The following is a 22,314-nucleotide window of genomic DNA, read 5'->3' as shown; positions in this document are numbered from 1 at the left end:
TAAACCATTTGTTAAGGTTAACGCAGGCCCCGCCCCCTGTGGATGAGTAGATCTCAGCCGTAGACGCCGCGCACGATGCGCTTCAGCGCCGTCGCCGCCTTCTCCCAGTCCTTTGATGTCTTCAGCGACAGGCCGGCGCACTGCCCGCCGGCTGCGGCGGCCAGCACGAGGTGCTGGATCGCAGCGATGATGACGGCGTTGACCGCTGTTGCATCCACGCCCTTCGGCGGCGCCAGCGAGCCGCGCATGCGCTCGAGCCAGAGGGCGAGCGCCTTCGAACGCGCTTCCGACAGCCGCCTCACCTGTTCGGTGTTTTCCGAAATCTCCCAGGCGAGGATGCGGCGCATCAGCGGATCGTTTCTCAAGGCGTCGAGGAGGAGAAGCGACAGCCGCTCCATCAGGTCGCCATAGGTGAGCAGGAACATGCCGCCGGCGTCTTCCGGGATTCGATCCTTCACCCATGTGCCGAGATCGGCGCCGATCGCCTCGACCAAGCCGTCGAGGCCGCCATAGTAGCGATAGATCAGCTGCTTGTCGCAACCAGCGCGGCGGGCAACCGCATTGATGCCGAAATTCTGGAAGCCTTCCTCGGCCAGCAGGCCCTTGGCGGCGGCAAGGATTGCGCGCTCGGTGGCGCCGCGATCACGCACGCGCCGTTCCGGCTCTCCGTCGACCCCGGGTGAATTTTCAAGATTTACCGCTTCATTCAACATGACCGACCCTTCCCCGCTGTCACCAATCGGTGAGTAGCGGGGAGGCTTCACGCAATCAATCCTATCCCTTTGGGAAGATTGTGGATATTCCAGCCGGACCGTTGATTGTCCGTCGAACGGATGTGGAAAGCTGCACGCTGGACTGATCGGATCTGTCTAGAAATCTCGTCCTGGCGGTTGATCGTGATGGACGAACCCGGCATAGCTGCATTATGAACAAATCTAATAATCTCCGCTAAGGCCCTGCAATGGTGAACTATATCGAAGCCTCTACCGCGCCCCCGAAGAATACTGGCGCCATCCGGCTTTATGACGCTGAAGCATTCGAGGGTATGCGCAGGGCATGCCAGCTGACCGCGCGCTGCCTCGATGCGCTTGCCGACATCGTCAAGCCCGGCCTGCTGACCGATGAAATCGACCGGTTCGTCTTCGATTTCGGCATGGATCATGGCGCCTATCCGGCGACGCTGAATTATCGCGGTTACACCAAATCGACCTGCACTTCGATCAATCACGTCGTCTGCCACGGCATTCCGAACGACAAGCCGCTGCGTGACGGCGATATCGTCAATATCGACGTCACCTTCGTGCTCGACGGCTGGCATGGCGATTCCAGCCGGATGTATCCCGTCGGCGTCGTCAAGCGTGCTGCCGAACGGCTGCTCGAGGTCACCTATGAATCACTGATGCGCGGCATTGGCGCCGTCAGGCCCGGCGCCCGCACCGGCGCGATCGGCGAGGCGATCCAGACCTATGCGGAAGCCGAGCGCTGTTCGGTGGTGCGCGATTTCTGCGGGCATGGCGTTGGCCGGCTGTTCCACGATTCGCCGAATATCCTGCATTACGGCCGCGCCAACGAGGGGCCGGAGCTGCGCGAGGGCATGATCTTCACCATCGAGCCGATGATCAACCTCGGCCGGCCGCACGTGAAGGTGCTCGCCGACGGCTGGACGGCGGTCACCCGCGACCGCTCGCTGTCGGCCCAGTACGAACATACCGTCGGTGTCACCTCCGATGGCTGCGAGATCTTCACGCTGTCGCCGGGTGGGCTCGACCGCCCCGGTCTGCCTTCGTACAACGGGTGACGATTCGATGGCGAAAGGCCCCGTTTCGACATCTTCCGACGACGAGCTGCCTTTCGAGACGCAAGAGCCCATTGCCGCCGACGAACGCTCGTTCTTCGGCGGACGGCCGCAGAAACCGTCCGCACCAAATGCCGGAACGCCCCTGCCCGCTTCGCTTGCCGGCCATGAACATTATCATGGCCATCGCGAGCGGTTGCGTGACCGCTTCCGCGAGCTGGGCGACACCGCGCTTGCCGACTACGAAATCCTCGAGCTGCTGCTTTTTCGCCTGATCCCGCGGCGCGACACCAAGCCGATCGCCAAGGCGCTGATCGAACGGTTCGGCTCGCTCTCCGGCGTCTTCGGCGCGCCTGCAGCGTTGCTGACCGAGGTAAAGGGCGTCGGCGAGGCCGTGGCGCTCGACCTGAAGCTGATCTCGACTGTCGCCCACCGGACCTTGAAGAGCGAGCTCAGGAGCAAGCAGGTCCTGTCTTCGTGGTCTTCGGTCATCCAATATTGCCATGCCGCCATGGCACACGAGACCCGCGAACAGTTCCGCATCCTCTTCCTCGACAAGCGCAATGTGCTGATCGCCGATGAGGTGCAAGTTCGCGGCACGGTCGACCACACGCCGGTCTATCCGCGCGAGGTGGTGAAACGCGCGCTCGAGCTTTCGGCAACGGCGATGATCCTGGTGCACAACCATCCCTCCGGCGACCCGACACCGTCGCGCGCCGACATCGACATGACCAAGGTGATCATCGATGCGGCCAAGGCGCTCGATATCACCGTCCACGACCACGTCATCATCGGCAGGGATGGCCATGTCAGCCTGAAGGGGCTGAAGCTGATCTGAAAGGCACAGGTCCGGCGGAATCGGCGGCTGTAAAACAATCTGTAACATTGACCGGCTAACGATGGACGGGCGACATTTTGCGTCGCAAAATGATTCCTTTCCAATCCGGGGCTTGATGATGCTTCAGTACGATCTCGTTGTGGTGGGCAGCGGTCCCGCAGGGCGCCGCGGCGCGATCCAAGCGGCAAAACTCGGCAAGAAAGTGCTTGTCATCGAGCAGGGCAAACGCGTTGGCGGCGTGTCCGTGCATACCGGCACCATTCCTTCCAAAACGCTGCGCGAGACCGCACTTAATCTTTCCGGCTGGCGCGAACGTGGTTTCTACGGCCGGTCTTACCGCGTCAAGGAAGAGATCAGTGCAGATGACCTGCGCCGCCGCCTGCTGATTACGCTCAACCACGAGGTCGAGGTGCTTGAACACCAGTTCGCCCGCAACCGCGTGCAGCATATTCGCGGCAAGGCGAGCTTCATCGATGCGTCGACGCTGCAGGTGATCAAGGATGACGGCGAGACCACGCAGGTCACCGGCGCCAGCGTGCTGCTTGCCGTCGGCACAAAGCCTTTCCGCCCCGATTACATACCCTTCGACGGCAAGACCGTGCTTGACAGCGACGAACTGCTCGACATCCAGGACCTGCCGCGATCGATGGTCGTCATCGGCGCCGGCGTCATCGGCATCGAATATGCGACGATCTTCAGCGCGCTCGACACGGCTGTCACCGTGATCGACCCGAAGGCGACAATGCTCGACTTCATCGACAAGGAAATCATCGAGGATTTTACCTACCAGCTGCGCGACCGCAACATGAAGCTGCTGCTCGGCCAGAAGGCCGACAAGGTGGAGACGCTTGAGAATGGCAAGGTCGAGCTGACGCTCGACAGCGGCCGGCGCCTGACGACCGACATGGTGCTTTTCGCCGCCGGCCGCATGGGGGCGACCGATGCGCTGAACCTTCAGGCCATCGGCCTCGAAGCCGACAGCCGCGGCCGTCTCAAGGTCAATCCGGAAACCTTCCAGACATCGGTTGCCAACGTCTACGCCGCCGGCGACGTCGTCGGCTTTCCGAGCCTTGCCTCGACCTCGATGGAACAGGGCCGCATCGCCGCCCGCGTCGCGATCGGCGCAGTCGCCAAGGAACCGCCGAAATATTTCCCCTACGGCATCTATGCCGTGCCGGAGATTTCGACCTGCGGCCTGACCGAAGAAGAGATGAAGGAGCGCGGCATTCCCTATGAATGCGGCATCGCCCGCTTCCGCGAGACGTCGCGCGGTCATATCATGGGCCTCGACACCGGACTTTTGAAGCTGATCTTCTCACTGAAGACGCGCCGCCTGCTCGGCGTGCATATCGTCGGCGAAGGCGCCACCGAGCTGGTGCATATCGGCCAGGCGGTGCTCAATCTCAAAGGGACCGTCGAATATTTCGTCGAAAACACCTTCAACTACCCGACGCTCGCCGAAGCCTACAAGATCGCCGGGCTCGATGCCTGGAACCGGATGGGCGACATCAAGTCGGAACTCTAAGTCCGTCGCGTAGACAGCAAATCCGGGAACGACATTGCGCATCATTTCCCTGAACGCATGGGGCGGCAGACTGCATGAGGCTCTGATCGGCTATGTCAGGCAAGCAGATCCCGATGTGCTGTGCCTGCAGGAGGTGCTGCGGACGCCGGGTACGAGCTGCGGATGGTCGATCTATCGGGATGCGGGGCTGGAGCTGCCGCAGCGCTTCAATCTCTTTACCGAAATCAGCACCGCCCTGCCCGGCCACGACGGCTTCTTCTGCCCCACCTCGAAAGGCGAGCTTTTCGATGGCGATACCGTCATTGTCGCCGAATTCGGGCTGGCGACCTTCGTGCGCAAAACCCACTCCGTCATCGCCCAGGGGCTGGACTTCGTGCATGGCCGTTTTTCCGCTGATGGCTGGGGCGAACATCCGCGACCGCGAAACGCGCATTGCATCCGCCTCTTCAGCCATGAGCATGCTTCAACCATAACTATCGCCCACATGCATGGCCTGCGCGATCCCGCAGGCAAGGGCGATACCGCAGCGCGCGACGAACAGGCCGTAGCGCTGATCAGGCTCATCGAGCGCGTCTGGCCCGGCGACGAAAGGCTCGTCGTCTGCGGCGATTTCAACGTGCTGCCCGACAGCGCGACCTTTACGATTCTTGCCAGACTCGGGCTTTCCGATCTCGTCACCGGATACGGCCTTGTAGACACGCGAACCTCCTACTATCTGAAGCAGGGCCGCTTTGCCGACTACATGCTGGTGACCCCGGAGGTGAAGGTTGCCAAATTCGAAGTGGTCGCGGCGCCCGAAGTCTCCGACCATCGCGCATTGCTGCTCGATATCGGGTAGTATATTGAGGAATGATACACTTCGCGGAGCGTTTGCGCGCCGTGCCGTTTTTTACGCCTTAGTTTGACCTCCTAAATCGCATTGATGTGTCGTGCCTGCTATATGCCTTCAACGCCATTTTGCCTTCGGGCAAAAGCTTCTAAAGAAAGATAGATACTCTTGTCCCATGTCTTAGAAGCTGCGCGCCGACGTTTTCAGCTGATCCTGATCAAGCCGTCGCATTATGACGATGACGGCTACGTCATCCGCTGGTGGCGGGCGATGATCCCCTCCAATTCGCTTGCGGCTCTTTACGGCATCGCCGCCGAATGTGCCGAGCGCAAGGTGCTCGGCGACGATACGGCGATTGACATCACCGTGATCGACGAAACCAACACCCGGATCGATGTCGCCGGACTGCTGGCGCAGTTCAAGCGCCACGACAATTTCGGCATGATCGCGCTCGTCGGCGTCCAGACCAACCAGTATCCGCGCGCCCTCGATATCGCCCGGCCGTTCCGAGATGCCGGCCTGCCGGTTTCGATCGGCGGCTTTCATGTTTCCGGCTGCCTGTCGATGCTGGATGGCAAGGCGGTCGGGCTCGACGCCTGCCGCGACATGGGCATCTCGATGTTTGCCGGCGAGGCCGAGGGCCGGCTCGACATGGTGCTGCGCGACGCCGCCGCCGGCGAACTGAAGCCGCTCTACAATTTCATGAACGACCTTCCGGGCATCGGCGGCACGCCGGTTCCCTTCCTGCCGAAGGACAATATCCAGCGCACGCTCGGGCTCAGCACCAGCTTCGATGCCGGGCGTGGCTGTCCCTATCAGTGCTCGTTCTGCACCATCATCAATGTGCAGGGACGCAAGTCACGCTTCCGTTCGGCCGACGACGTCGAGAAACTGGTGCGAATGAACTGGGCGCAGGGCATCCACAAATTCTTCATCACCGACGACAATTTCGCCCGCAACAAGGATTGGGAAGCGATCTTCGACCGGCTGATCGAGCTCAAGGAGCGGGACGGCATTCCGCTCGGCCTGATGATCCAGGTCGACACGCTCTGCCACAAGATCCCTAACTTCATCGAGAAATCCAGGCGCGCCGGCGTCACCCGCGTCTTCATCGGCCTCGAAAACGTCAATCCGGACAATCTGACCGCCGCCAAGAAGAACCAGAACAAGATCACTGAATACCGCAAGATGCTGCTCGCCTGGAAGGCACAGGGCATCATGACGCTTGCCGGTTATATCTTGGGCTTCCCGGCCGATACGCCGGAATCGATCCGCCGCGACATCACGATCATCCAGGAAGAGCTGCCGCTCGACGTCATCGAATTCTTCATCCTGACGCCGCTGCCCGGTTCCGAGGACCATCAGGTCCTGTGGAAGAAGGGCATCGAGATGGATGCCGATCTCAATATCTACGATGTCGAGCACGTCTGCACCGCGCATCCCAAAATGAGCAAGCAGGAATGGGAAGACATCTACCACGAGGCCTGGTCGCTCTATTATTCGCCTGATCATATGAAGACGCTGCTGCGCCGCGCTGTGGCGACCGGGGTACCGCTGACAAGGCTCGTCAAGGTTCTCGTCTCCTTCGCGACCACCGTGCCGCTGGAAAACGTGCATCCGCTGCAAAGCGGCCTGCTGCGCCTGAAGACCCCGTCGGAGCGGCGCCCGGACCTGCCGCGCGAGAATCCGCTGGTCTTCTGGCCGCGTTTTGCCTGGGAAACCTTCAGAAAACATGCTTCGCTCGCCGGCACGATCATTGGCTTGACGATTTCGGCATTCCTGATTTCAAGGGATGCGAAGTCGAAGACCTATATGGATCAGGCCCTGACGCCTGTTGCCGACGACGAAGAAGAAACGCTCCACCTCTTCACACAGACCGCCGGCGGCGCCGCAGCCGTCAGCCATGTCAGGAAAGTCGCGCAACTGACAGCGCATTGAGCGGTAATTCTTGAACGCCGGATGACGCCCAAAAACATGGGCGGCATCAAACTCTAAGCCAATGCATGCCGCTAAAGCGCGTCGCTTGAATCAAGTTTGACAACGCGCTTTGAAGACTCCGAATTCAGTGGCCTTTTAAGCGACTTGGATCATCTGGGTCGTCTCGGCCACTTGCAGCGTGTCGACGAATTCGACGATCTTGACGGGTTTCCCATCTCGGAAATGGATCTTGTCGACGAATTCCGTATGGAAGCTCACGCCCGATGGGATGTGCCTGACCTCGCCTTCGCGGTGGGCAAAGACCATATGCTCATCCTCGTCCACATAGATGCCGGCTGTCCTGATATTCGATAGATCCCACACTGTGATAAGCTGGGTTATCGCCTGGCGAAAAGCATGCCCGCTTGATTCAGTCGAAAAAGGCGCCAGCCGTGTATTGCCGACCATGCGAAAGGTGCAATCCTCGCCGATCAGCGCCAGTGTAGCTTCGACATCGCCGCGGTCACGCACAGCATAGATTTCCTCCACCAGCTTCTTCATGTCATGCTTTGCAGTCATTTTCAGGTCCCTCCACCATCAGCGAAATCTGCATCTAATTATACTTAAATGCAACTCTTTGTTGTTCAGAATGAATAAACACAATGGAGTAGGCGGCGAGAATGAACTGCCCTGGATAATAGAAAAAGGCCCCGCACGATGGCGAGGCCTTCCAAACTTTACTGCATGATTCCTTAAATCGGAATCCGATTTCAGGATGCAGCAATTCAAAGTGTTACAGCGTCCTTTGCGCGTCTAAAAAGACGCGCGGCGCTGTAGGACTGAAAAGCGATTATTCGGCGCTTTCGTCAGCCGCCTTCTTCTTCGGAGCAGCCTTCTTCTTCGGTGCTGCTTCTTCGCCTTCACCGGCGTCAGCTGCTTCTGCCTTGGCGGCAGCCTTTTTCTTCGGCGCGGCCTTCTTGGTCTCGGCCTTCGCCTCGCCTTCTTCCTCGGCGAGCAGTTCTTCCTTCGTCACCTTCTTGTCGGTGACGTCGATTTCGGTCAGCAGGTGATCGATGACCTTCTCTTCGAAGATCGGTGCGCGGATCGAAGCGGCGGCACCCGGCTGGCTGCGGAAGAATTCGAGGATCTGCTTTTCCTGGCCCGGATACTGGCGCAGTTGATCGTAGATGGCGCGCTGCATCTCGTCTTCGCTGACCTCGACGCCGGCCTTTTCGCCGATTTCGGAGAGAACGAGGCCGAGGCGAACGCGGCGCTCGGCGAGCGTCTTATATTCCTCGCGAGCCTTCTCCTCAGTCGTGTCTTCGTCCTCGAAGGTCTTGCCGGACTGAGCGAGGTCGTTGTTCACCTGGCTCCAGATGCCGTTATATTCGGCGTCGACGAGCGAGTTCGGGGTCTCGAACTTGTACATCTCGTCGAGCTGGTCGAGGATCTGGCGCTTCAGCTTCTGGCGGGTCAGCGAGCCGTACTGCGATTCGATCTGGCCACGGACGATTTCCTTCAGGCGATCGGCGGATTCGATGCCGAGCTTGGAGGCGAGTTCGTCATTGATCTCGACATCGGCAGGTGCTGCGACTTCCTTGACTGATACGTCGAAGGTCGCTTCCTTGCCGGCGAGGTTTTTGGCCGGGTAGTCGGCCGGGAAGGTCACGGTGATGGTCTTCTCAACGCCGGCCTTGACGCCAACGAGCTGGTCTTCGAAGCCCGGAATGAAGCGGCCGGAGCCGAGCACCAGTTCGGCGCCCTGGTCGGTGCCGCCTTCGAAGGCTTCGCCGTCGACCTTGCCGACATAATCCATGGTGATGCGGTCGCCGTTCGCGGCCTTGCCGGTCTTGGTTTCGTAGGCGCGGGCGCTTTCGGCGACCTTCAGGACCTGCTCGTTGACTTCGTCGTCCGAGATGTCGATGACTTCGCGCGTGACCTTGATGCCCTTGACCGATTTCAGTTCGATCGGCGGCAGCACTTCATAGGAGAGCGTGAATTCGAAATCCTGCTCGGCAGCGAGGATCTTGTCGGCTTCGTCCTTGTCTTCCGTCATGGCGATTTCCGGCTGCGTGGCCGACTTCTCACCGCGGCTGGACAGGATGGCGGCCGGCTGCTCGCGGACGATCTCGTTGACGAGGTCGGCCATGATCGACTTGCCGTAGACCTTCTTCAGGTGAGCAGCGGGTACCTTGCCCGGACGGAAGCCGTTGATGCGAACCTTGTCCTTCACATCGGCAAGACGCTCATTCATCTTGTCTTGCATGTCCTTGGCCGGGATAACGACCTTGATTTCGCGCTTCAGCCCTTCAGCGAGCGTTTCGATAACCTGCATGTCTTCCTACCTTCATTTCGTGGCGGCCGTGCCCAGACGCCGTTCGTTTCGATGAGCACGACGCCGGCGATCCTGCCGCGCGTGGCTTTTACCAATTCCTGTATCATTCCGCCCAAAGGGGAACGGCACTCGCGGGGTGTTCGGGACAACTCTCGGCTGCCCTAAGCCAACCGATTTCAGTCTCCCGCCTGCAAACAGCTTGGTGCGGGTAGAGAGACTTGAACTCCCACGCCTTGCGGCACCAGAACCTAAATCTGGCGTGTCTACCAATTTCACCATACCCGCGTTCACAAAACCGCATGCCTATGCCTGCGCATGAGGCCTTCCGGAGCGCGGCGTCTCTATATCACCCGATTTGGTCGAGGCAAAGGAAAAATGAACGGCAAATGACAGGGGACCTGCGGCCCTGGAGCCGCCCTCCTCCGAAGCGCCGTCGGATCAGTAAAGCGGCTCGTCGTAAACCGGCTTGCCGTCAACGAGAAGGCTGCGGATTTGCGCGCTTCCATCAGCCGAGACACGCACCGATATTGCGACATTGCCGTCGTTGCGGGCCTCCTCGATCGGCTTGCCCTTGCCTTCAGGAACGTAGTAGCGCTCGATGCCGTATTCGACACGCATGTTGTCGCCGGCGGCAAGTGCGCCACTATAAAATGGCAGGCTGCGCAGGATCACCGTCTCCGGCTGCGGAGGCAGCTCGTGGAAGGACGATTCGGTGACTGTCCAGAAACCGTCCTCCTGCTTCTTCAACCGAACCCATAACACCCGTTCGCCAACCTCGGCCGGAATCCCGCCGGAAACCGTCTGAACCGGCACTGAGGAAATGTCGTAGTTCAAGACGACATAATCGCCGCGCAAGAAATCGCGCGGATCGACGGGCGCCGTCTTCAACAGCACCTCGGCGCCGTTGCTGAGGATCGACGCCCGGCTCTGGATGATCGTGCCGAGGATAAGGGTCTGCAGACCGGCGACGATGATGGCCGAAAGCAGATAGCCCTTGCCGGATTGCAGCTTTGCCATGAACGAGCTCATGCGCGCTCCCCCTGGGCATTCGCCGAAAAACGCCGTTCGAGACGGATGACCATCCAGGCGACCAGCGCGACCACGAGACCGGAGAAAAGGAAGAGGCTCGACGTGCCGAGGATGGAGCCGACGGTGACGGAGGCGAGATAAAGCATCTCGGCGGCAAAGGTCGCATAGGCGAGATATCGCACCGCGCCGTTATCCCTGCCGTGCAGGGCGATCGCCAGCACGGAAGCGGCAAGCGTCGCCACTCCTAGCACCACCAGCCGCCAGCCATCCTCGATCTCGATATGCAGCAGCAGGAAGCCGATTACAGCGACAAGGAAGCTGTAGAAGGCCGGAGCCGCACCGGCGCTCCTGATCAAGGAGGCGATACGCGGGAGCGGCACCGCCGTCAGGACAAAGGCCGCCATTCCGCCGATCGCGAAGGCTAGCGCCACGGCGATCTCCTCATAAAGAGTATAGAGCCAGGCGAGCCAGCCGATCAGCAGCAGATAGGACAGATGGCGAGCCCGCTCGGCGCCGGTATACCGCACCAGCCCGATGACGATCACCGCCATGAGAGGCGCCATCCAGGGATCGAAGCCTATCCAATGTGTGTCGTTGTTCTCAAGATAGACGGCGAAGGACGCCCAGGAGAGGAAGCCCACGACGACTGCCACGGCACCCGAACGGAACAGGATCGCCGAGATCGTCGCGATCGCGAACCAGAGATACATCACCGTCTGCTCGTCGCCGGAGAGGTGATACATTTGCCCGACCAGCGAGATGGCGCCGCCGAAACTCATCGCGCCGATGACCAGCAAGCCACCTGCGGCCGCTGTCGCGCCGCGGGCAAGCATCCGGGCAGCGGCGATATGCACCAACCAGATCAGGGCAAGGATGCCGCCGACGCGGACAAGGCGCGGGATAGCTTCCCAGTTGGAGGCGACGACCAACAGGATGGCAGCGGCAAGCAGCACCGCCGCCAGCGCCATCAGCACCCTGCCGAGGCTGAAGCTTGCAGGGCGGCTATCATATTCGGCGAGAAGCGCACCTGCCGTTTCCTGCCCGAGCAGGCCCTTGCCCACCCAGAGCGAGAGATCCCGCTCCAATCTGCCGCGATACATGCTCAACCCCTTGATTTCCGGAACGTCGACTGCGGCGCTGCGGCTCACGCCGTTATAGACGCAGCACGGGTGTTCGCAAACGCTGTTGCGACAAATATACAAGTTCCTCATTGGTCTAAATAGTATCGAGTGTTAACCGGCCGCTAACGGCAGAAGCGCTAATATAAGCTTATGGACGGAGAGGCATGCGATCCTTGCATATCCCCCATGAATTTATTGCACTGCATAATACTCATTAGTCATACTATTGATCAGAACATCGAAGCGCGGGGATGGCGCCCCGGCCCGGCTCCAGCCGGAGGCCCGCGGATGCTTTGTCCGTGACGAGATTCGCAGCTGCGCACTCCTCCTCCCAGCGCGCTGCGATAGACTGGCAACACTCCTCCTCCCAGTTGTCAGTCACCATCACACGCCCGCCGGATCCTCCCCCGGCGGGCGTTTTTGTTGAGCCAAAGCTTTATTAAAGCATTGATGGTTGAAGGATTTTCGTCGCGTGACGCCGTCAATGCCACATTGTCGTCACACCGCCCCACCAACCCCGTGAACAGATGCGCGACTTCCCATCCGAAGCGGAACGCCTCTTTTGTTGCAGAAGGACGGGCGGAACTGCCGGAGGGAGCGGCGTTTTCCGCTGCGGCACCCCATTCGCCCCTCCAAATCGACCTGCTCTCCTAAAAGTCATTCTGCCTATTCGTTGACCAAAAAATGGTAAGTCTGCGTCAAATACCCTTTGAGCATTGCATCATTTGCATGGGTGATCTGAAAACTTGGCTGTTTTAGTCTTTCGCGCCGCAACATATATTCCGGTCATCAAATAGAGGTCAGCGCCGATCGGTGGCTGCTGGCAGATGAAACCCTCGGAAAGGGGCTTAACATGAACTTCTCTCGCTCTTTCAATAACTGGCGCAAGTATCGTCAGACCGTCACGGAACTCGGCCGCATGACCAACCGCGAATTGCACGATCTCGGCATCGACCGTTCGGACATCCATCGCGTTGCCCGTGAGGCTTCTTCCCGCTAATTCAAGGCGATCGCCGCTCCTCCCAAGCACGATTGTTCTCGATCGAAACGCTCGCTGTACCCACAGCGGGCGTTTTCTTTTGTCTGCACGTGGTGGCCGCGGCGGTTGCATGTTTTTCCGCTTGATTAGCCCGCTCAAAAAATATTCATCGCCTAATTGTCGAGCATCACATTGCACAATTGCATGGCAGACGCCTTTTATTTGCACTGCACAATCGGACGGTTCTCGCCTATATAAACATCAACCGCAGAGAGACAGGCGATCCCGCCGTCCCGCGGACATAGGAAGAAGAAAATGAACCCGATCCGCATTGCAAAAAGCTGGCTCAGCTACCGTCGTACGCTCAACGAACTCGGCGGCCTTTCCAACCAGACCCTGTCCGATATCGGCGTCAGCCGCTACGACATCCGCAATATTGCATCCCGCTCGTTCCGCTAATAGCGAGTACGATGCTTCCAAGACGGCGCCACGAAGGCGCCGTTTTTGATTCCGGGGTACTGGGCCACGAAGGCGCCGTTTTTGATTCCGGGATGCTGGGCCACGAAGGCGCCGTTTTTGATTCCCGGGTGTTGGATCGCACCTGCCGACATGATATCAGCCCAGGATGAACACGATCTCCTCCTATTCCCCCATCCACGTCGTCGGCGGCGGGCTTGCCGGTTCGGAAGCCGCCTGGCAGATCGCCAGTTCCGGCGTTCCGGTCATCCTGCATGAAATGCGCGGGGTGCGTGGCACGGATGCGCATAAGACCGACGGCCTGGCCGAACTTGTCTGTTCCAATTCCTTCCGTTCCGACGATGCGACCAGCAATGCCGTTGGCGTCATCCATGCAGAGATGCGCATGGCGGGCTCGCTGATCATGGCCGCTGCCGATCGGTGCCAGGTACCGGCCGGCGGTGCGCTCGCCGTCGATCGTGACGGCTTCTCCGAGGCGGTGACCAAGGCGGTCCATGACCACCCGCTCATCACCGTCGTGCGTGAAGAGATCACCGGCCTGCCGCCCAGTGACTGGGATCTTGCCATCGTTGCCACCGGACCGCTGACGGCGCCGTCGCTCGCGAGCGCCATCCAGGCAGAAACCGGCGAGGATTCGCTCGCCTTCTTCGACGCCATCGCGCCGATCGTCTACCGCGAGAGCATCGACATGGATATCTGCTGGTATCAGTCGCGCTACGACAAGGTAGGGCCTGGCGGCACCGGCAAGGATTATATCAACTGCCCAATGGACGAGGCGCAGTACAATGCCTTCGTCGACGCGCTGATATCAGGCGACACGGTCGGTTTCAAGGAATGGGAGGGCACGCCTTATTTCGACGGCTGCCTGCCGATCGAGGTGATGGCTGAACGCGGCCGCGAGACACTGCGCCACGGACCGATGAAGCCAATGGGGCTGACGAACGCGCATAACCCGACAGTCAAGGCCTATGCCGTCGTGCAGCTGCGGCAGGACAATGCACTCGGCACGCTCTACAACATGGTCGGCTTCCAGACGAAGCTGAAATATGGCGCGCAGGCGGACATTTTCCGGATGATCCCGGGTCTGGAAAATGCGGAATTTGCCCGTCTCGGCGGCCTGCACCGCAATACCTATATCAACTCCCCAACCCTGCTCGACCGGTCACTGACGCTAAAATCGCGGCCCGGCCTGCGTTTTGCCGGCCAGATCACCGGCTGTGAGGGTTATGTGGAAAGCGCCAGCGTCGGGCTGATGGCCGGGCGTTTCGCCGCCGCCGAACGCAAGGGCGAGGCGATCTCGCTACCGCCGGCGACGACGGCGCTCGGCGCGCTGCTCGGCCACATCACCGGTGGGCACATCGTCACCGACGAGGAGCCGGGCAAACGATCGTTCCAGCCGATGAACATCAATTTCGGGCTGTTTCCGGAGCTCCAGCCGGGCTCGATCGTCAAACCTGAAGGCGTCAAGCGCTTCCGCGGCAAAGACAAGACGATTATGAAGCGGCAGTTGATCGCGCGGCGTGCTCTTGCCGACTGCGCGACCTGGCTCGGTCAAGAATCGACGCTTGCCGAAAGCGCCTGACCGGCGTTTTCAAGTGCATCGGACCCGGCTCGTGCGACCCGCGTGAAGTCTTTGCTTTTATGCATGTCGCCTAAAAGCGCTGCACAGTTTTGGGCGACATGCATTACTGCTTGGTCGCGGCCGAAATATTGCCGGGCGGCAGGTCCTTATCCGGCTCGGCGATATAATTGCCGAGCAGCCAGAGCGAAACCTCCGAGGCTTCCTTGGCGGAAGCGAATTCGAAATCGCCGTTGTGATAGGGTGCATCGAGGAAGTCGATCACCAGTCCCCGGCCCGTCTCCGATCCCACGACGCGCACCCGACCCGGCTCGATCAGATGGCAGGCGAAATGGCGCGACATGTTGCGCATGAAGCCCGCCTTGTTGTCGTGCAGGCGCACGAAGACGGCTTGGCCGTTTTCCGTCGCCTGCAGCTGACGGATCGCCTCGTTCGGAAAGGCGCGGCCGAACTCGATGATGGCGAGGCCCGTGTCATGCAGGCCGTCTTCCTTGTTCTGCGCGGCCATGCGCGTTGCCACGAAAGCAATGAAAATGACGATGGCGAAAAGGACGCACCAGACGATAATGCCCACGCCGAGTCTCCGTTCAAAGGGTAGCGGTGGAAGCCTTGTAGCGCGCGAGACTTGCGCGAATTTGACCGATATCAGATTTTTCGGCGTGCGGCAGCCAGCCCCATCCGCAGCTGGCGGCGCCATTGCGGCGGCTGCAGCGGCCGGTCAAACAGCAAGGCGCCCCGTTTCTGCGCCGTGATGAGCACCGGTTCGGCAATCGTCGCCGGCAGAAAGGCTGGAAAGACAGCCAGCGCAATCGGCCCCGCCGCCCTCGCTTTTGCCAGATGTTCGCGACCGAGGCCGGCGAAGGCCTCGATGGCGGCAGAGATGCGCGGCCGGTCTTCGCCGGCGAGGAAGGCATCGCGGTCGAGACCGGTGGCGGACAGGATCTGCAGCGGAATATAGATCTGGCCGCGGCGGCGATGCAGCGGCATCAGCAGCAACAGCCCGGCGACCGCTTGGGCGACGCCGGCATGGCCGGCGGCGTCGGCCGAGCGTGCGGCCTCCTCCGGAGAAAGCACCAGGCTTGCGAGCTGGATCAGCGCGGATGCCGTTTCGCCGGCATAGCCTTCAAGCGAAAGACGTGTCTCCATCGGATCGTCATAAAGATCGAAGGTGCGGGCCCCGATCATATCGATCAGCGTCTTGCGCGGCAGGCGGTGCGTTTCAATCGCCATCAGAAGCGCCGCGGCGACGGGATTGGCCGCCGTCGAGCCGTGTGCGCTGCCCTCCAGAAGATCGTGCCAATATTGTAACCGCACCTCCCCGGGCAACGGCTCGTGCACGAGATCGCGGATGCGGGAAAGCTCGGCATTGAAGGCATAGAGAGCCGCAAGCGCGCCGCGCTTTTCCTCTGGCGACAGCAGACAGGCGAGGTAGCGGTCGCGATCGCTGTCACGCAGCATCGCCAGGCAGATCTCCTGGTTCGTCGCAATATGCGCTTCAGACATCGTCAGACCGCAATCAACGCCGCGGCGACGGCACGTTGCTCGGCGAGCATGATATTGAAGGTGCGCACTGCAGCCCCGGTGCTCATCGGATCGGAGGAGATGCCGCGCGATTTCAGCGCCAGCTTCAATTCCTCGGGCAGGCGGCGAAGCTCGGTACCGGTGCCGACGAGCAGAACCTCGATATCACTAGCCTCGTCAAGCACGCGGCGGAAATTTTCAGGCGACAGCGGTTTCGACATATCCATGTCCCAGCCATGAATGCCGGAGGGCAGGCAAAGGATCGAGCCACGATGCGACATGTCGGCAAAGCGAAAGCCGCCATTGCCGTAAGCATCGATCGGAGCGCGGCCGGGGAAATGCGCGGCGCGGATTTCTATGCCTTTTGCCATGTTTTCAAACCACCGTGCCGGATTTTACACCGGCATCCGTCTTGTTGCTCTCTTCCCCGTCGGGAGCCTCCGGCCGCAGCCGGAAGACGATCAAGACAGGAGCGGCGATATAGATCGAAGAGAAGGTGCCGAGAGCGACGCCAAAGAGCATCGCAAAGGTGAAGGAGCGGATGACTTCGCCCCCAAAGAGAAAGAGCGCCAGCAAGGCGGTCAGCGTCGTCGCCGCGGTTAGAACGGTGCGCGACAGCGTCTGGTTGATCGAGGCATCGATCAGGATCGGCAGCGGCATCTTCTTGTATCGCTTGAGATTTTCGCGCATTCGGTCATAGACCACGACCGTGTCGTTCAGGGAATAACCGACGACGGTGAGCACGGCGGCGATGCTCGTCAGGTTGAACTCGATACCGGTGAGGACGAAGAGACCAAGCATGATGATGACGTCGTGCAGCGTTGCGACGATGGCGCCGACCGCGAACTGCCATTCGAAGCGGATCCAGATGTAGATCAGGATCGCGGCTAGTGCTGCAAGCACGCCGAGCGTCGCCATCATCGTCAATTCGCCCGAGATCGCGGGTCCGACGACGTCAACGCGGCGAAAATCATAGTCCTCCTGGAGCTCGCCGCGCACCAGCGTCGCCGCCGACTGCTCGGCATTTTCGCCGCCGCCCTGGGAAGCGATGCGGATCCGCGCGTTCGACGGTCCGCCCGTGCGCTCGACGCGCACGTCGCCGAGATTGAGATCATTGAGGCGCGAGTGGAGATCGGCGATGTCGGCATTGCCCTGCTTCGCCGTCACCTCGATGAGCGAGCCGCCAGTGAAATCGATGCCGAGATGCAGGCCGACGGTGGCAAAGGCGGCCATGGCAATCAGCGAAATGACCGCCGACGCCGTAAAGACATAACGGCGGATTCCCATGAAGCGGATATTGGCGTGTTCAAAAAGATGCGCCAGAACGCTCTTCGGCAGATGTCGAGGATGGCGCGCGATCAGCCAGACGGCAACGATCGAGCGCGTCAGGGTGAAAGCCGTGAAAACAGTCGTCAGGATGCCGACCGCCAGCGTCACCGCGAAGCCGCGGATGGATTCGCTGCCGAGGAAAAAGAGGATGATGGCGGCGATGAAGATGGTCACATTCGCGTCGATGATCGTTGCGAATGCGCGTGAGAAACCGCGGCCGACGGCCTCCGCAAAGGAATGGATGGTCTTCTCCTCTTCGCGGATACGCTCATAGATCAGAACGTTCGAGTCGACCGCCATGCCGACAATCAGCACGATGCCGGCAATCCCGGGCAAGGTGAGCGTCGCGCCGGCAAGGCTCAGCACCGCAACGATGAGGATCAGGTTGAAGAAGAGCGAGACGACGGCGATGATGCCTAGGATGCGATAAAGCGCGATCATCAGTGCCGCGACCAGCACGACGGCGACGAGACCGGCAACAAGGCCGCTGAAGATGGAATCGGCGCCGAATCTCGGGCTGACGCTGCGTTCCTCAACGCTGGTCAGCGTCGCCGGCAAGGCGCCGGCGCGCAGCATGATCGCAAGGTCGCGGACGCCATCTTCCGAGAAATTCGCCGAAATCCGGCCCTCACCGCCGGTGATTGCCGCATCGATAACCGGTGACGACATCACCTGGTCGTCGAAGACGATGGCAAGGTGCTTGCCGATATTCTGCCCCGTCGCCTGCGCCAGCCGCTGCGTACCTTCCGCATCGAGACGGTAGGCAATCGCGGTATCCTGCGTCTGCTGATCGACGACAGGCTCGATATCGACCATGTTGCTGCCGGTGACGAAAGCCGTGCGGTCGACCAGATAAGGTACCGGCGGATCGTCAAGCGAATAGAGCACCTGCGATGTCGCCGGCCAACGGCCGTTCAGCGCCTCCTGCCCCGACATGCTTTCGTCGATCAGATGAAAGGAAAGTTTGGCCGGCTGGTTCAGGATGTTCTTCAGCCGCTCAGCATCGACCGATCCCAGCACCTGCACGACGATCCGGTCGGCGCCATCCGGGCGAACAAGGAAATTATCATAGCCGAATCCGGCGATACGGCGGCCAACGATATCGAGCGACCGGGTCCGCGCGGAAGCAACGTCAGCGGTAATGCCGGCGTCGGAAATCTGCAGCGAGAGCTGCCCCTCCGCGCCCTGCTGCAGCGCGACCCCAGGTCCCGAATGTCCGCCAACCGTCGTCAAAGGCTTCAGGAGATCGACCGCCGCCTGTGTCTGCGCCGGATCGGTGATGCGGACGGTGACGGTCTGGTCATTGCCGGTCAGCCCGGTATAGCGGATGCCAGCGCCGCGCAGCGCGTTGCGCACATTGGCGACCGCCTCTTCCAGGCGGTCCTTGACGATATCGGAACGCTCGACCTTCAGAACGATATGCGAGCCGCCCTGCAGGTCGAGACCAAGCACTACGCGGTCGTGCCGCAACCAATCCGGCAGGGAGGATCGCTGCGCCTCAGTCAGCAGATTGGGCGCAGCGATGGCGATGGCCGCAAACGCGACCAGCCAAATCAGAAGTGTTTTCCAGCGGGAAAAATGCAACATTCTCTCGACGATCTTCCGATCCGGCGGTCCTGCCGTTATCGCTTGTTACGCCGCGTCGGCCTTGACCGGTTCACCCTTGACGCGAATTTCGGAGATGCCGCTGCGGACGATGCGCACGCGCACGCCATCGGCGATCTCGACTTCGACTTCCTTTTCGTCGACGACCTTGGTGACCTTGCCGACGAGACCGCCGCCGGTGACGACCTGGTCGCCGCGACGAATTGCCTTCAGGGTCTCCTCACGCTTTTTTGCCTGTGCGCGCTGCGGACGGATCAGCAGGAAGTACCAGACGACCATCAGCGGCACGAACAGGATGATCATTTCGAAACCGGAACCGCCGAATCCCGTTGCGGTATCGGTCGCGCTCTGGGCGAATGCCGGGGTGATGAACATGCTAAACTCCTCAGGCTTGGGCGGCGGAACTCCGCCTCTCTTTTCAGGTTGCCGGACTATAGTTACCGCTTCGATGAATGCAACAGAAACAGCCGGAAACAGTACCGATTCCGCTGCCTCATAACCTTTCCGCCGTCAAAACGCCATGCTACCCGGCATCGAAAGATTAAAGCGGATTGCCGCAGTGAGAAATCAGGAGGCCACCGATGACCGAGGAAATCAACACAGCCCTGCTCGCCGAACTTAGACGGCTCGCAGACGCCGTCGAGCGTCTTGCCGGACCGGCACCCGCCCTCAACGACTGGGATGCTGCCGACTGCTTCGTCTGGGCGCCTTTGCGCCAGCATCTGCAGCCGGTCAAGAGACCGAACCGGGTGGCGTTGACGCTCATCCGCGGCGTCGATCATGTGCGCGACATCCTGCATGAGAATACGGTGCGTTTCGCCGAGGGTTATGCCGCCAACAATGTGCTGCTCTGGGGCGCGCGCGGCATGGGCAAATCCTCGCTGGTCAAGGCCGTACACGAGGATGTCAGGCGCGAAAGCAGCGTCTTGCTGAAGCTGGTGGAAGTCCATCGCGAGGATATCGCCACCCTCCCCCATCTGCTCGACCTCCTGAAGGACACGCCGTACCGCGTGATCGTCTTCTGCGACGATCTCTCCTTCGATCACGATGACACCGCCTACAAATCGCTGAAGGCGGCACTCGACGGCGGCGTCGAAGGGCGGCCGGACAATGTGCTCTTTTACGCCACCTCCAACCGGCGTCATCTCCTGCCGCGCCACATGATGGAAAACGAGCAGTCGACGGCGATCAATCCGTCGGAGGCGGTCGAGGAAAAGGTTTCGCTTTCCGACCGCTTCGGCCTCTGGCTCGGCTTCCACAAATGCAGCCAGGACGATTATCTCGGCATGATCGACGGCTATGCCGATCACTTCAAGCTCGGGCTCGAACGCGACAAGATGCATGCCGAGGCGCTGGAATGGGCAACGACGCGCGGCGCACGCTCCGGCCGCGTCGCCTGGCAGTATATCCAGGACCTGGCCGGGCGCATGCGCGTTCACATCGATCGGGGCTAGAGCGCGTCGCGCGTCAATCCGAATTCACGCGACGCGTTTTGGGTCTTTGTCGTTTATCCCAAAACCGCTGCGCACTTTTGCGCGACATGCATTAAATGACAAAAGCCCGGCTGGTGGCCGGGCTTTTGCGTTTCCTGGTACGCAGTACCTATTCCAGGAAAGTCATCGGGTTGACCGGGGACGCGTCCTTGCGCACCTCGAAATGGACCTGCGGCTGCTTGACGTCGCCGCTCATGCCGGAGACGGCAACCGTCTGGCCGCGCTGGATCTTCTGGCCGCGGGTGACGCTCAGCGTGTCGGCGTTGCCGTAGACGGTGACGGTGCCGTCGTCGTGACGGACGAGAACCGTGTTGCCGAGTTCCTTCAGGCCGTTGCCGGCATAAATGACGACGCCGTTTTCAGCGGCCTTAATTGGTGTGCCCTGCGGTACCGAGATGTCGATGCCGTCATTGCGGTTGCCGTTGACGTTGGCGCCGTATGAAGCAATGACCTGGCCGCGCACCGGCCAGCGGTATTTGCCGATACCGGTCGATTCCGGTGCGGCGGAGCTGACGTCCGACTTCTTCTCGGCATCGTCGACGGTCTGGGTGGCGGCCGGCGCCTTATAGGGCGCAGGCTGCACGGAAGCCGTCTGCAGGGTAGCCGCCGGCTGGGTCGGCTTCGGATCGACCTTCTCGGCCGGGATCGAGGCGGTCTTGATATTGTCGGCGGTGCCGTTCGGGATCTTCAGAGCCTGACCGATGCGGAGCGAGTTGGCCGAAAGATTGTTGGCGGCCTTGAGATCGTCGACATTGCTGCCGGTCGCCTTGGCGATCTTTGCCAGGGAATCGCCTTGCTTGACGACATAGGTGCCGGCAGGTGCCTTCGGATCCTTGCCGGCGCCGACGGGAAGCTTGCCGGTGGCATCGGCACTCGCCAGCGTCTTGTCACGGGCGGAATTGGCGCCCGGAATGACGGCAACGTTCTGCTCAGGCGCCTTCGGCGCCTCCGGCATCTTGCCGGGCTTGGAAAGGTCAGCCGCCTGCGATGCCGCCTTGGCGGCATTGCCGCCATTGAATGTCGGGATGAGGATCGCCCGGCCCGGCTGGGCGGCAGATGCCGTCTTCAGGTCATTGACGCGCAGGATTTCCTTTTCCGGAACGCCAAAACGCCTGGAGAGCGTAGCGATGCTTTCACCCGGACGCAGCGTTACCGAAGGAGCGTTGGTCGCGGACCAGCCGGAAACCTTCGGCGTCGTGCCGGTCGTCAGCGTATCAGGCGTCACCTTGGGTGCCGCCGGCGCCATCAAACGGGGCTTTTCGGCCTGCGGCGCAGCCGGGAATGGTTGGGCGAGCGCGACTTCCCTTTCCCGCTGCCGGGACGGAGCAACGGCCGTCGGCGCGGCCAGATCTGAACGCTGCACCGAGACCGGCGCGGAAGCGAGACGTGCGCTCGAGTTCGACGTGCGGGTCGGATCGTAACCCTGGCGCGCGGGATAAGGCTGGTTCAGCGCGTCATTGCCGCCGCCGTAACCCGACTGGCTGGCAACGGCCGAACCGCCGAGATCGGCGCGCGGCACCGGATCGCCCTGAGAACCGTTCATATTCCTGCGCGGAATGGAACTTGTGGTGATCTGGTCCTGCCCGGAGGAGGAAAACAAACCGCCAAACCGTGTCACATCGGAACTGCAGCCCGTTGCGGCACTTGCCAGCAGGCCAACAACCAGAAGATTACCGGCCGACTTCCCGAACTTTGGCGAAAGACTGAAACGCATGACTCGACCCACTGAGAACGCAACCATTTGTGAGTCTATTAAAACGCGTTAGTATTACCACGCGGTTAAGATGCTGGAATCAGTGCGATATTTTTGAGAAGTTGATAACCATAGGCTTACGGGTGAAAAATCGTAGTGCGCAGAGCATAATGCCGAAAACTGCGAGCAGCTTTTCCGATTGTGATGCATATTCAGATTTCACGCCGATCCGTCCGGAAAACATCTACG

Annotated in this window: 20 protein-coding genes and 1 tRNA gene; 9 read left to right on the top strand and 12 right to left on the bottom strand. The window is 60.7% G+C overall.

Annotated elements, in window-relative coordinates:
• Window positions 1–53: 53 nt before the first annotated feature.
• Window positions 54–713, bottom strand: coding sequence for a TetR/AcrR family transcriptional regulator (locus AC1D2N_RS20920; RefSeq protein WP_130652288.1), 660 nt, complete (start codon window positions 711–713; stop codon window positions 54–56).
• A 248-nt stretch (window positions 714–961) separates the two neighbouring features.
• On the opposite strand from AC1D2N_RS20920, the gene map reads away from it, so the two are divergent.
• The 5 genes from map to AC1D2N_RS20895 all read left to right on the top strand — a co-directional run bounded on the left by map (window position 962) and on the right by AC1D2N_RS20895 (window position 6,925).
• On the top strand, window positions 962–1,798 hold the full coding sequence (map, locus tag AC1D2N_RS20915; RefSeq protein WP_130652287.1) for a type I methionyl aminopeptidase: 837 nt from the start codon (window positions 962–964) through the stop codon (window positions 1,796–1,798).
• Between the two features lie 7 nt (window positions 1,799–1,805).
• Window positions 1,806–2,633: a RadC family protein gene (gene radC, locus AC1D2N_RS20910; RefSeq protein WP_130652286.1), complete on the top strand. Its 828-nt coding sequence runs from the start codon at window positions 1,806–1,808 to the stop codon at window positions 2,631–2,633.
• A 118-nt stretch (window positions 2,634–2,751) separates the two neighbouring features.
• Window positions 2,752–4,158 (top strand): Si-specific NAD(P)(+) transhydrogenase, encoded by a 1,407-nt coding sequence (sthA, locus tag AC1D2N_RS20905; protein WP_026188372.1) that lies wholly within the window; start codon window positions 2,752–2,754, stop codon window positions 4,156–4,158.
• A gap of 34 nt (window positions 4,159–4,192) precedes the next feature.
• Window positions 4,193–4,996 (top strand): endonuclease/exonuclease/phosphatase family protein, encoded by an 804-nt coding sequence (locus AC1D2N_RS20900; RefSeq protein WP_130652285.1) that lies wholly within the window; start codon window positions 4,193–4,195, stop codon window positions 4,994–4,996.
• A gap of 159 nt (window positions 4,997–5,155) precedes the next feature.
• Complete coding sequence (locus AC1D2N_RS20895; RefSeq protein ID WP_130652284.1) at window positions 5,156–6,925, top strand: B12-binding domain-containing radical SAM protein; 1,770 nt, start codon at window positions 5,156–5,158, stop codon at window positions 6,923–6,925.
• Window positions 6,926–7,060: 135 nt separating this feature from the next.
• Here the strand turns inward: AC1D2N_RS20895 and AC1D2N_RS20890 are convergent, their stop codons facing one another.
• The 5 genes from AC1D2N_RS20890 to AC1D2N_RS20870 form a co-directional block, all read right to left on the bottom strand.
• Entirely contained in the window at window positions 7,061–7,483 is a 423-nt protein-coding gene (locus AC1D2N_RS20890; protein WP_018445611.1) for a nuclear transport factor 2 family protein, read from the bottom strand.
• Between the two features lie 271 nt (window positions 7,484–7,754).
• Window positions 7,755–9,239: a trigger factor gene (tig, locus tag AC1D2N_RS20885; RefSeq protein WP_018241811.1), complete on the bottom strand. Its 1,485-nt coding sequence runs from the start codon at window positions 9,237–9,239 to the stop codon at window positions 7,755–7,757.
• 200 nt (window positions 9,240–9,439) lie between these two features.
• Window positions 9,440–9,524, bottom strand: a tRNA-Leu gene (locus tag AC1D2N_RS20880).
• Window positions 9,525–9,677: 153 nt separating this feature from the next.
• Window positions 9,678–10,268: a GDYXXLXY domain-containing protein gene (locus AC1D2N_RS20875; protein ID WP_130652283.1), complete on the bottom strand. Its 591-nt coding sequence runs from the start codon at window positions 10,266–10,268 to the stop codon at window positions 9,678–9,680.
• Window positions 10,265–11,368 (bottom strand): DUF2157 domain-containing protein, encoded by a 1,104-nt coding sequence (locus AC1D2N_RS20870; protein ID WP_130652282.1) that lies wholly within the window; start codon window positions 11,366–11,368, stop codon window positions 10,265–10,267. Before AC1D2N_RS20870 ends, AC1D2N_RS20875 begins: the two co-directional genes overlap by 4 nt.
• 874 nt (window positions 11,369–12,242) lie before the next feature.
• Between AC1D2N_RS20870 and AC1D2N_RS20865 the strand changes: the two genes are divergently transcribed.
• From AC1D2N_RS20865 to trmFO, 3 genes are all read left to right on the top strand, one after another.
• The gene (locus AC1D2N_RS20865) at window positions 12,243–12,389 is read left to right on the top strand and encodes a DUF1127 domain-containing protein (RefSeq protein ID WP_010067591.1); all 147 of its coding nucleotides are present in this window, start codon (window positions 12,243–12,245) and stop codon (window positions 12,387–12,389) included.
• A gap of 294 nt (window positions 12,390–12,683) precedes the next feature.
• Entirely contained in the window at window positions 12,684–12,827 is a 144-nt protein-coding gene (locus AC1D2N_RS20860; RefSeq protein WP_003573524.1) for a DUF1127 domain-containing protein, read from the top strand.
• A 166-nt stretch (window positions 12,828–12,993) separates the two neighbouring features.
• Window positions 12,994–14,427: a methylenetetrahydrofolate--tRNA-(uracil(54)-C(5))-methyltransferase (FADH(2)-oxidizing) TrmFO gene (gene trmFO, locus AC1D2N_RS20855; protein WP_018445614.1), complete on the top strand. Its 1,434-nt coding sequence runs from the start codon at window positions 12,994–12,996 to the stop codon at window positions 14,425–14,427.
• A gap of 103 nt (window positions 14,428–14,530) precedes the next feature.
• Here the strand turns inward: trmFO and AC1D2N_RS20850 are convergent, their stop codons facing one another.
• From AC1D2N_RS20850 to yajC, 5 genes are all read right to left on the bottom strand, one after another.
• Window positions 14,531–14,998 carry a hypothetical protein gene (locus AC1D2N_RS20850; RefSeq protein ID WP_018445615.1) on the bottom strand — a complete coding sequence of 156 codons (468 nt, stop codon included), beginning with the start codon at window positions 14,996–14,998 and terminating at the stop codon, window positions 14,531–14,533.
• Window positions 14,999–15,069: 71 nt separating this feature from the next.
• On the bottom strand, window positions 15,070–15,927 hold the full coding sequence (locus tag AC1D2N_RS20845; RefSeq protein ID WP_130652281.1) for a phytoene/squalene synthase family protein: 858 nt from the start codon (window positions 15,925–15,927) through the stop codon (window positions 15,070–15,072).
• Window positions 15,928–15,929: 2 nt separating this feature from the next.
• Window positions 15,930–16,316, bottom strand: a complete 387-nt coding sequence (locus AC1D2N_RS20840) for an Mth938-like domain-containing protein (RefSeq protein ID WP_018241804.1) — start codon at window positions 16,314–16,316, stop codon at window positions 15,930–15,932.
• A gap of 4 nt (window positions 16,317–16,320) precedes the next feature.
• Window positions 16,321–18,861, bottom strand: coding sequence for a protein translocase subunit SecDF (gene secDF / locus AC1D2N_RS20835; RefSeq protein WP_130652280.1), 2,541 nt, complete (start codon window positions 18,859–18,861; stop codon window positions 16,321–16,323).
• A gap of 45 nt (window positions 18,862–18,906) precedes the next feature.
• On the bottom strand, window positions 18,907–19,254 hold the full coding sequence (yajC, locus tag AC1D2N_RS20830) for a preprotein translocase subunit YajC (protein ID WP_003558894.1): 348 nt from the start codon (window positions 19,252–19,254) through the stop codon (window positions 18,907–18,909).
• A 206-nt stretch (window positions 19,255–19,460) separates the two neighbouring features.
• Here yajC and AC1D2N_RS20825 point away from each other — a divergent pair, with 206 nt between their 5' ends.
• Window positions 19,461–20,333: an ATP-binding protein gene (locus tag AC1D2N_RS20825; protein ID WP_130652279.1), complete on the top strand. Its 873-nt coding sequence runs from the start codon at window positions 19,461–19,463 to the stop codon at window positions 20,331–20,333.
• Window positions 20,334–20,481: 148 nt separating this feature from the next.
• Here AC1D2N_RS20825 and AC1D2N_RS20820 read toward each other — a convergent pair whose 3' ends face one another.
• On the bottom strand, window positions 20,482–22,086 hold the full coding sequence (locus AC1D2N_RS20820; protein WP_130652278.1) for a M23 family metallopeptidase: 1,605 nt from the start codon (window positions 22,084–22,086) through the stop codon (window positions 20,482–20,484).
• Between the last annotated feature and the right edge of the window lie 228 nt (window positions 22,087–22,314).

The organism is Rhizobium sp. P1_B8 (assembly GCF_056406515.1).
Note: the sequence above shows the minus strand (reverse complement) of the source record. Positions and strands in the feature narration are given on the sequence as shown.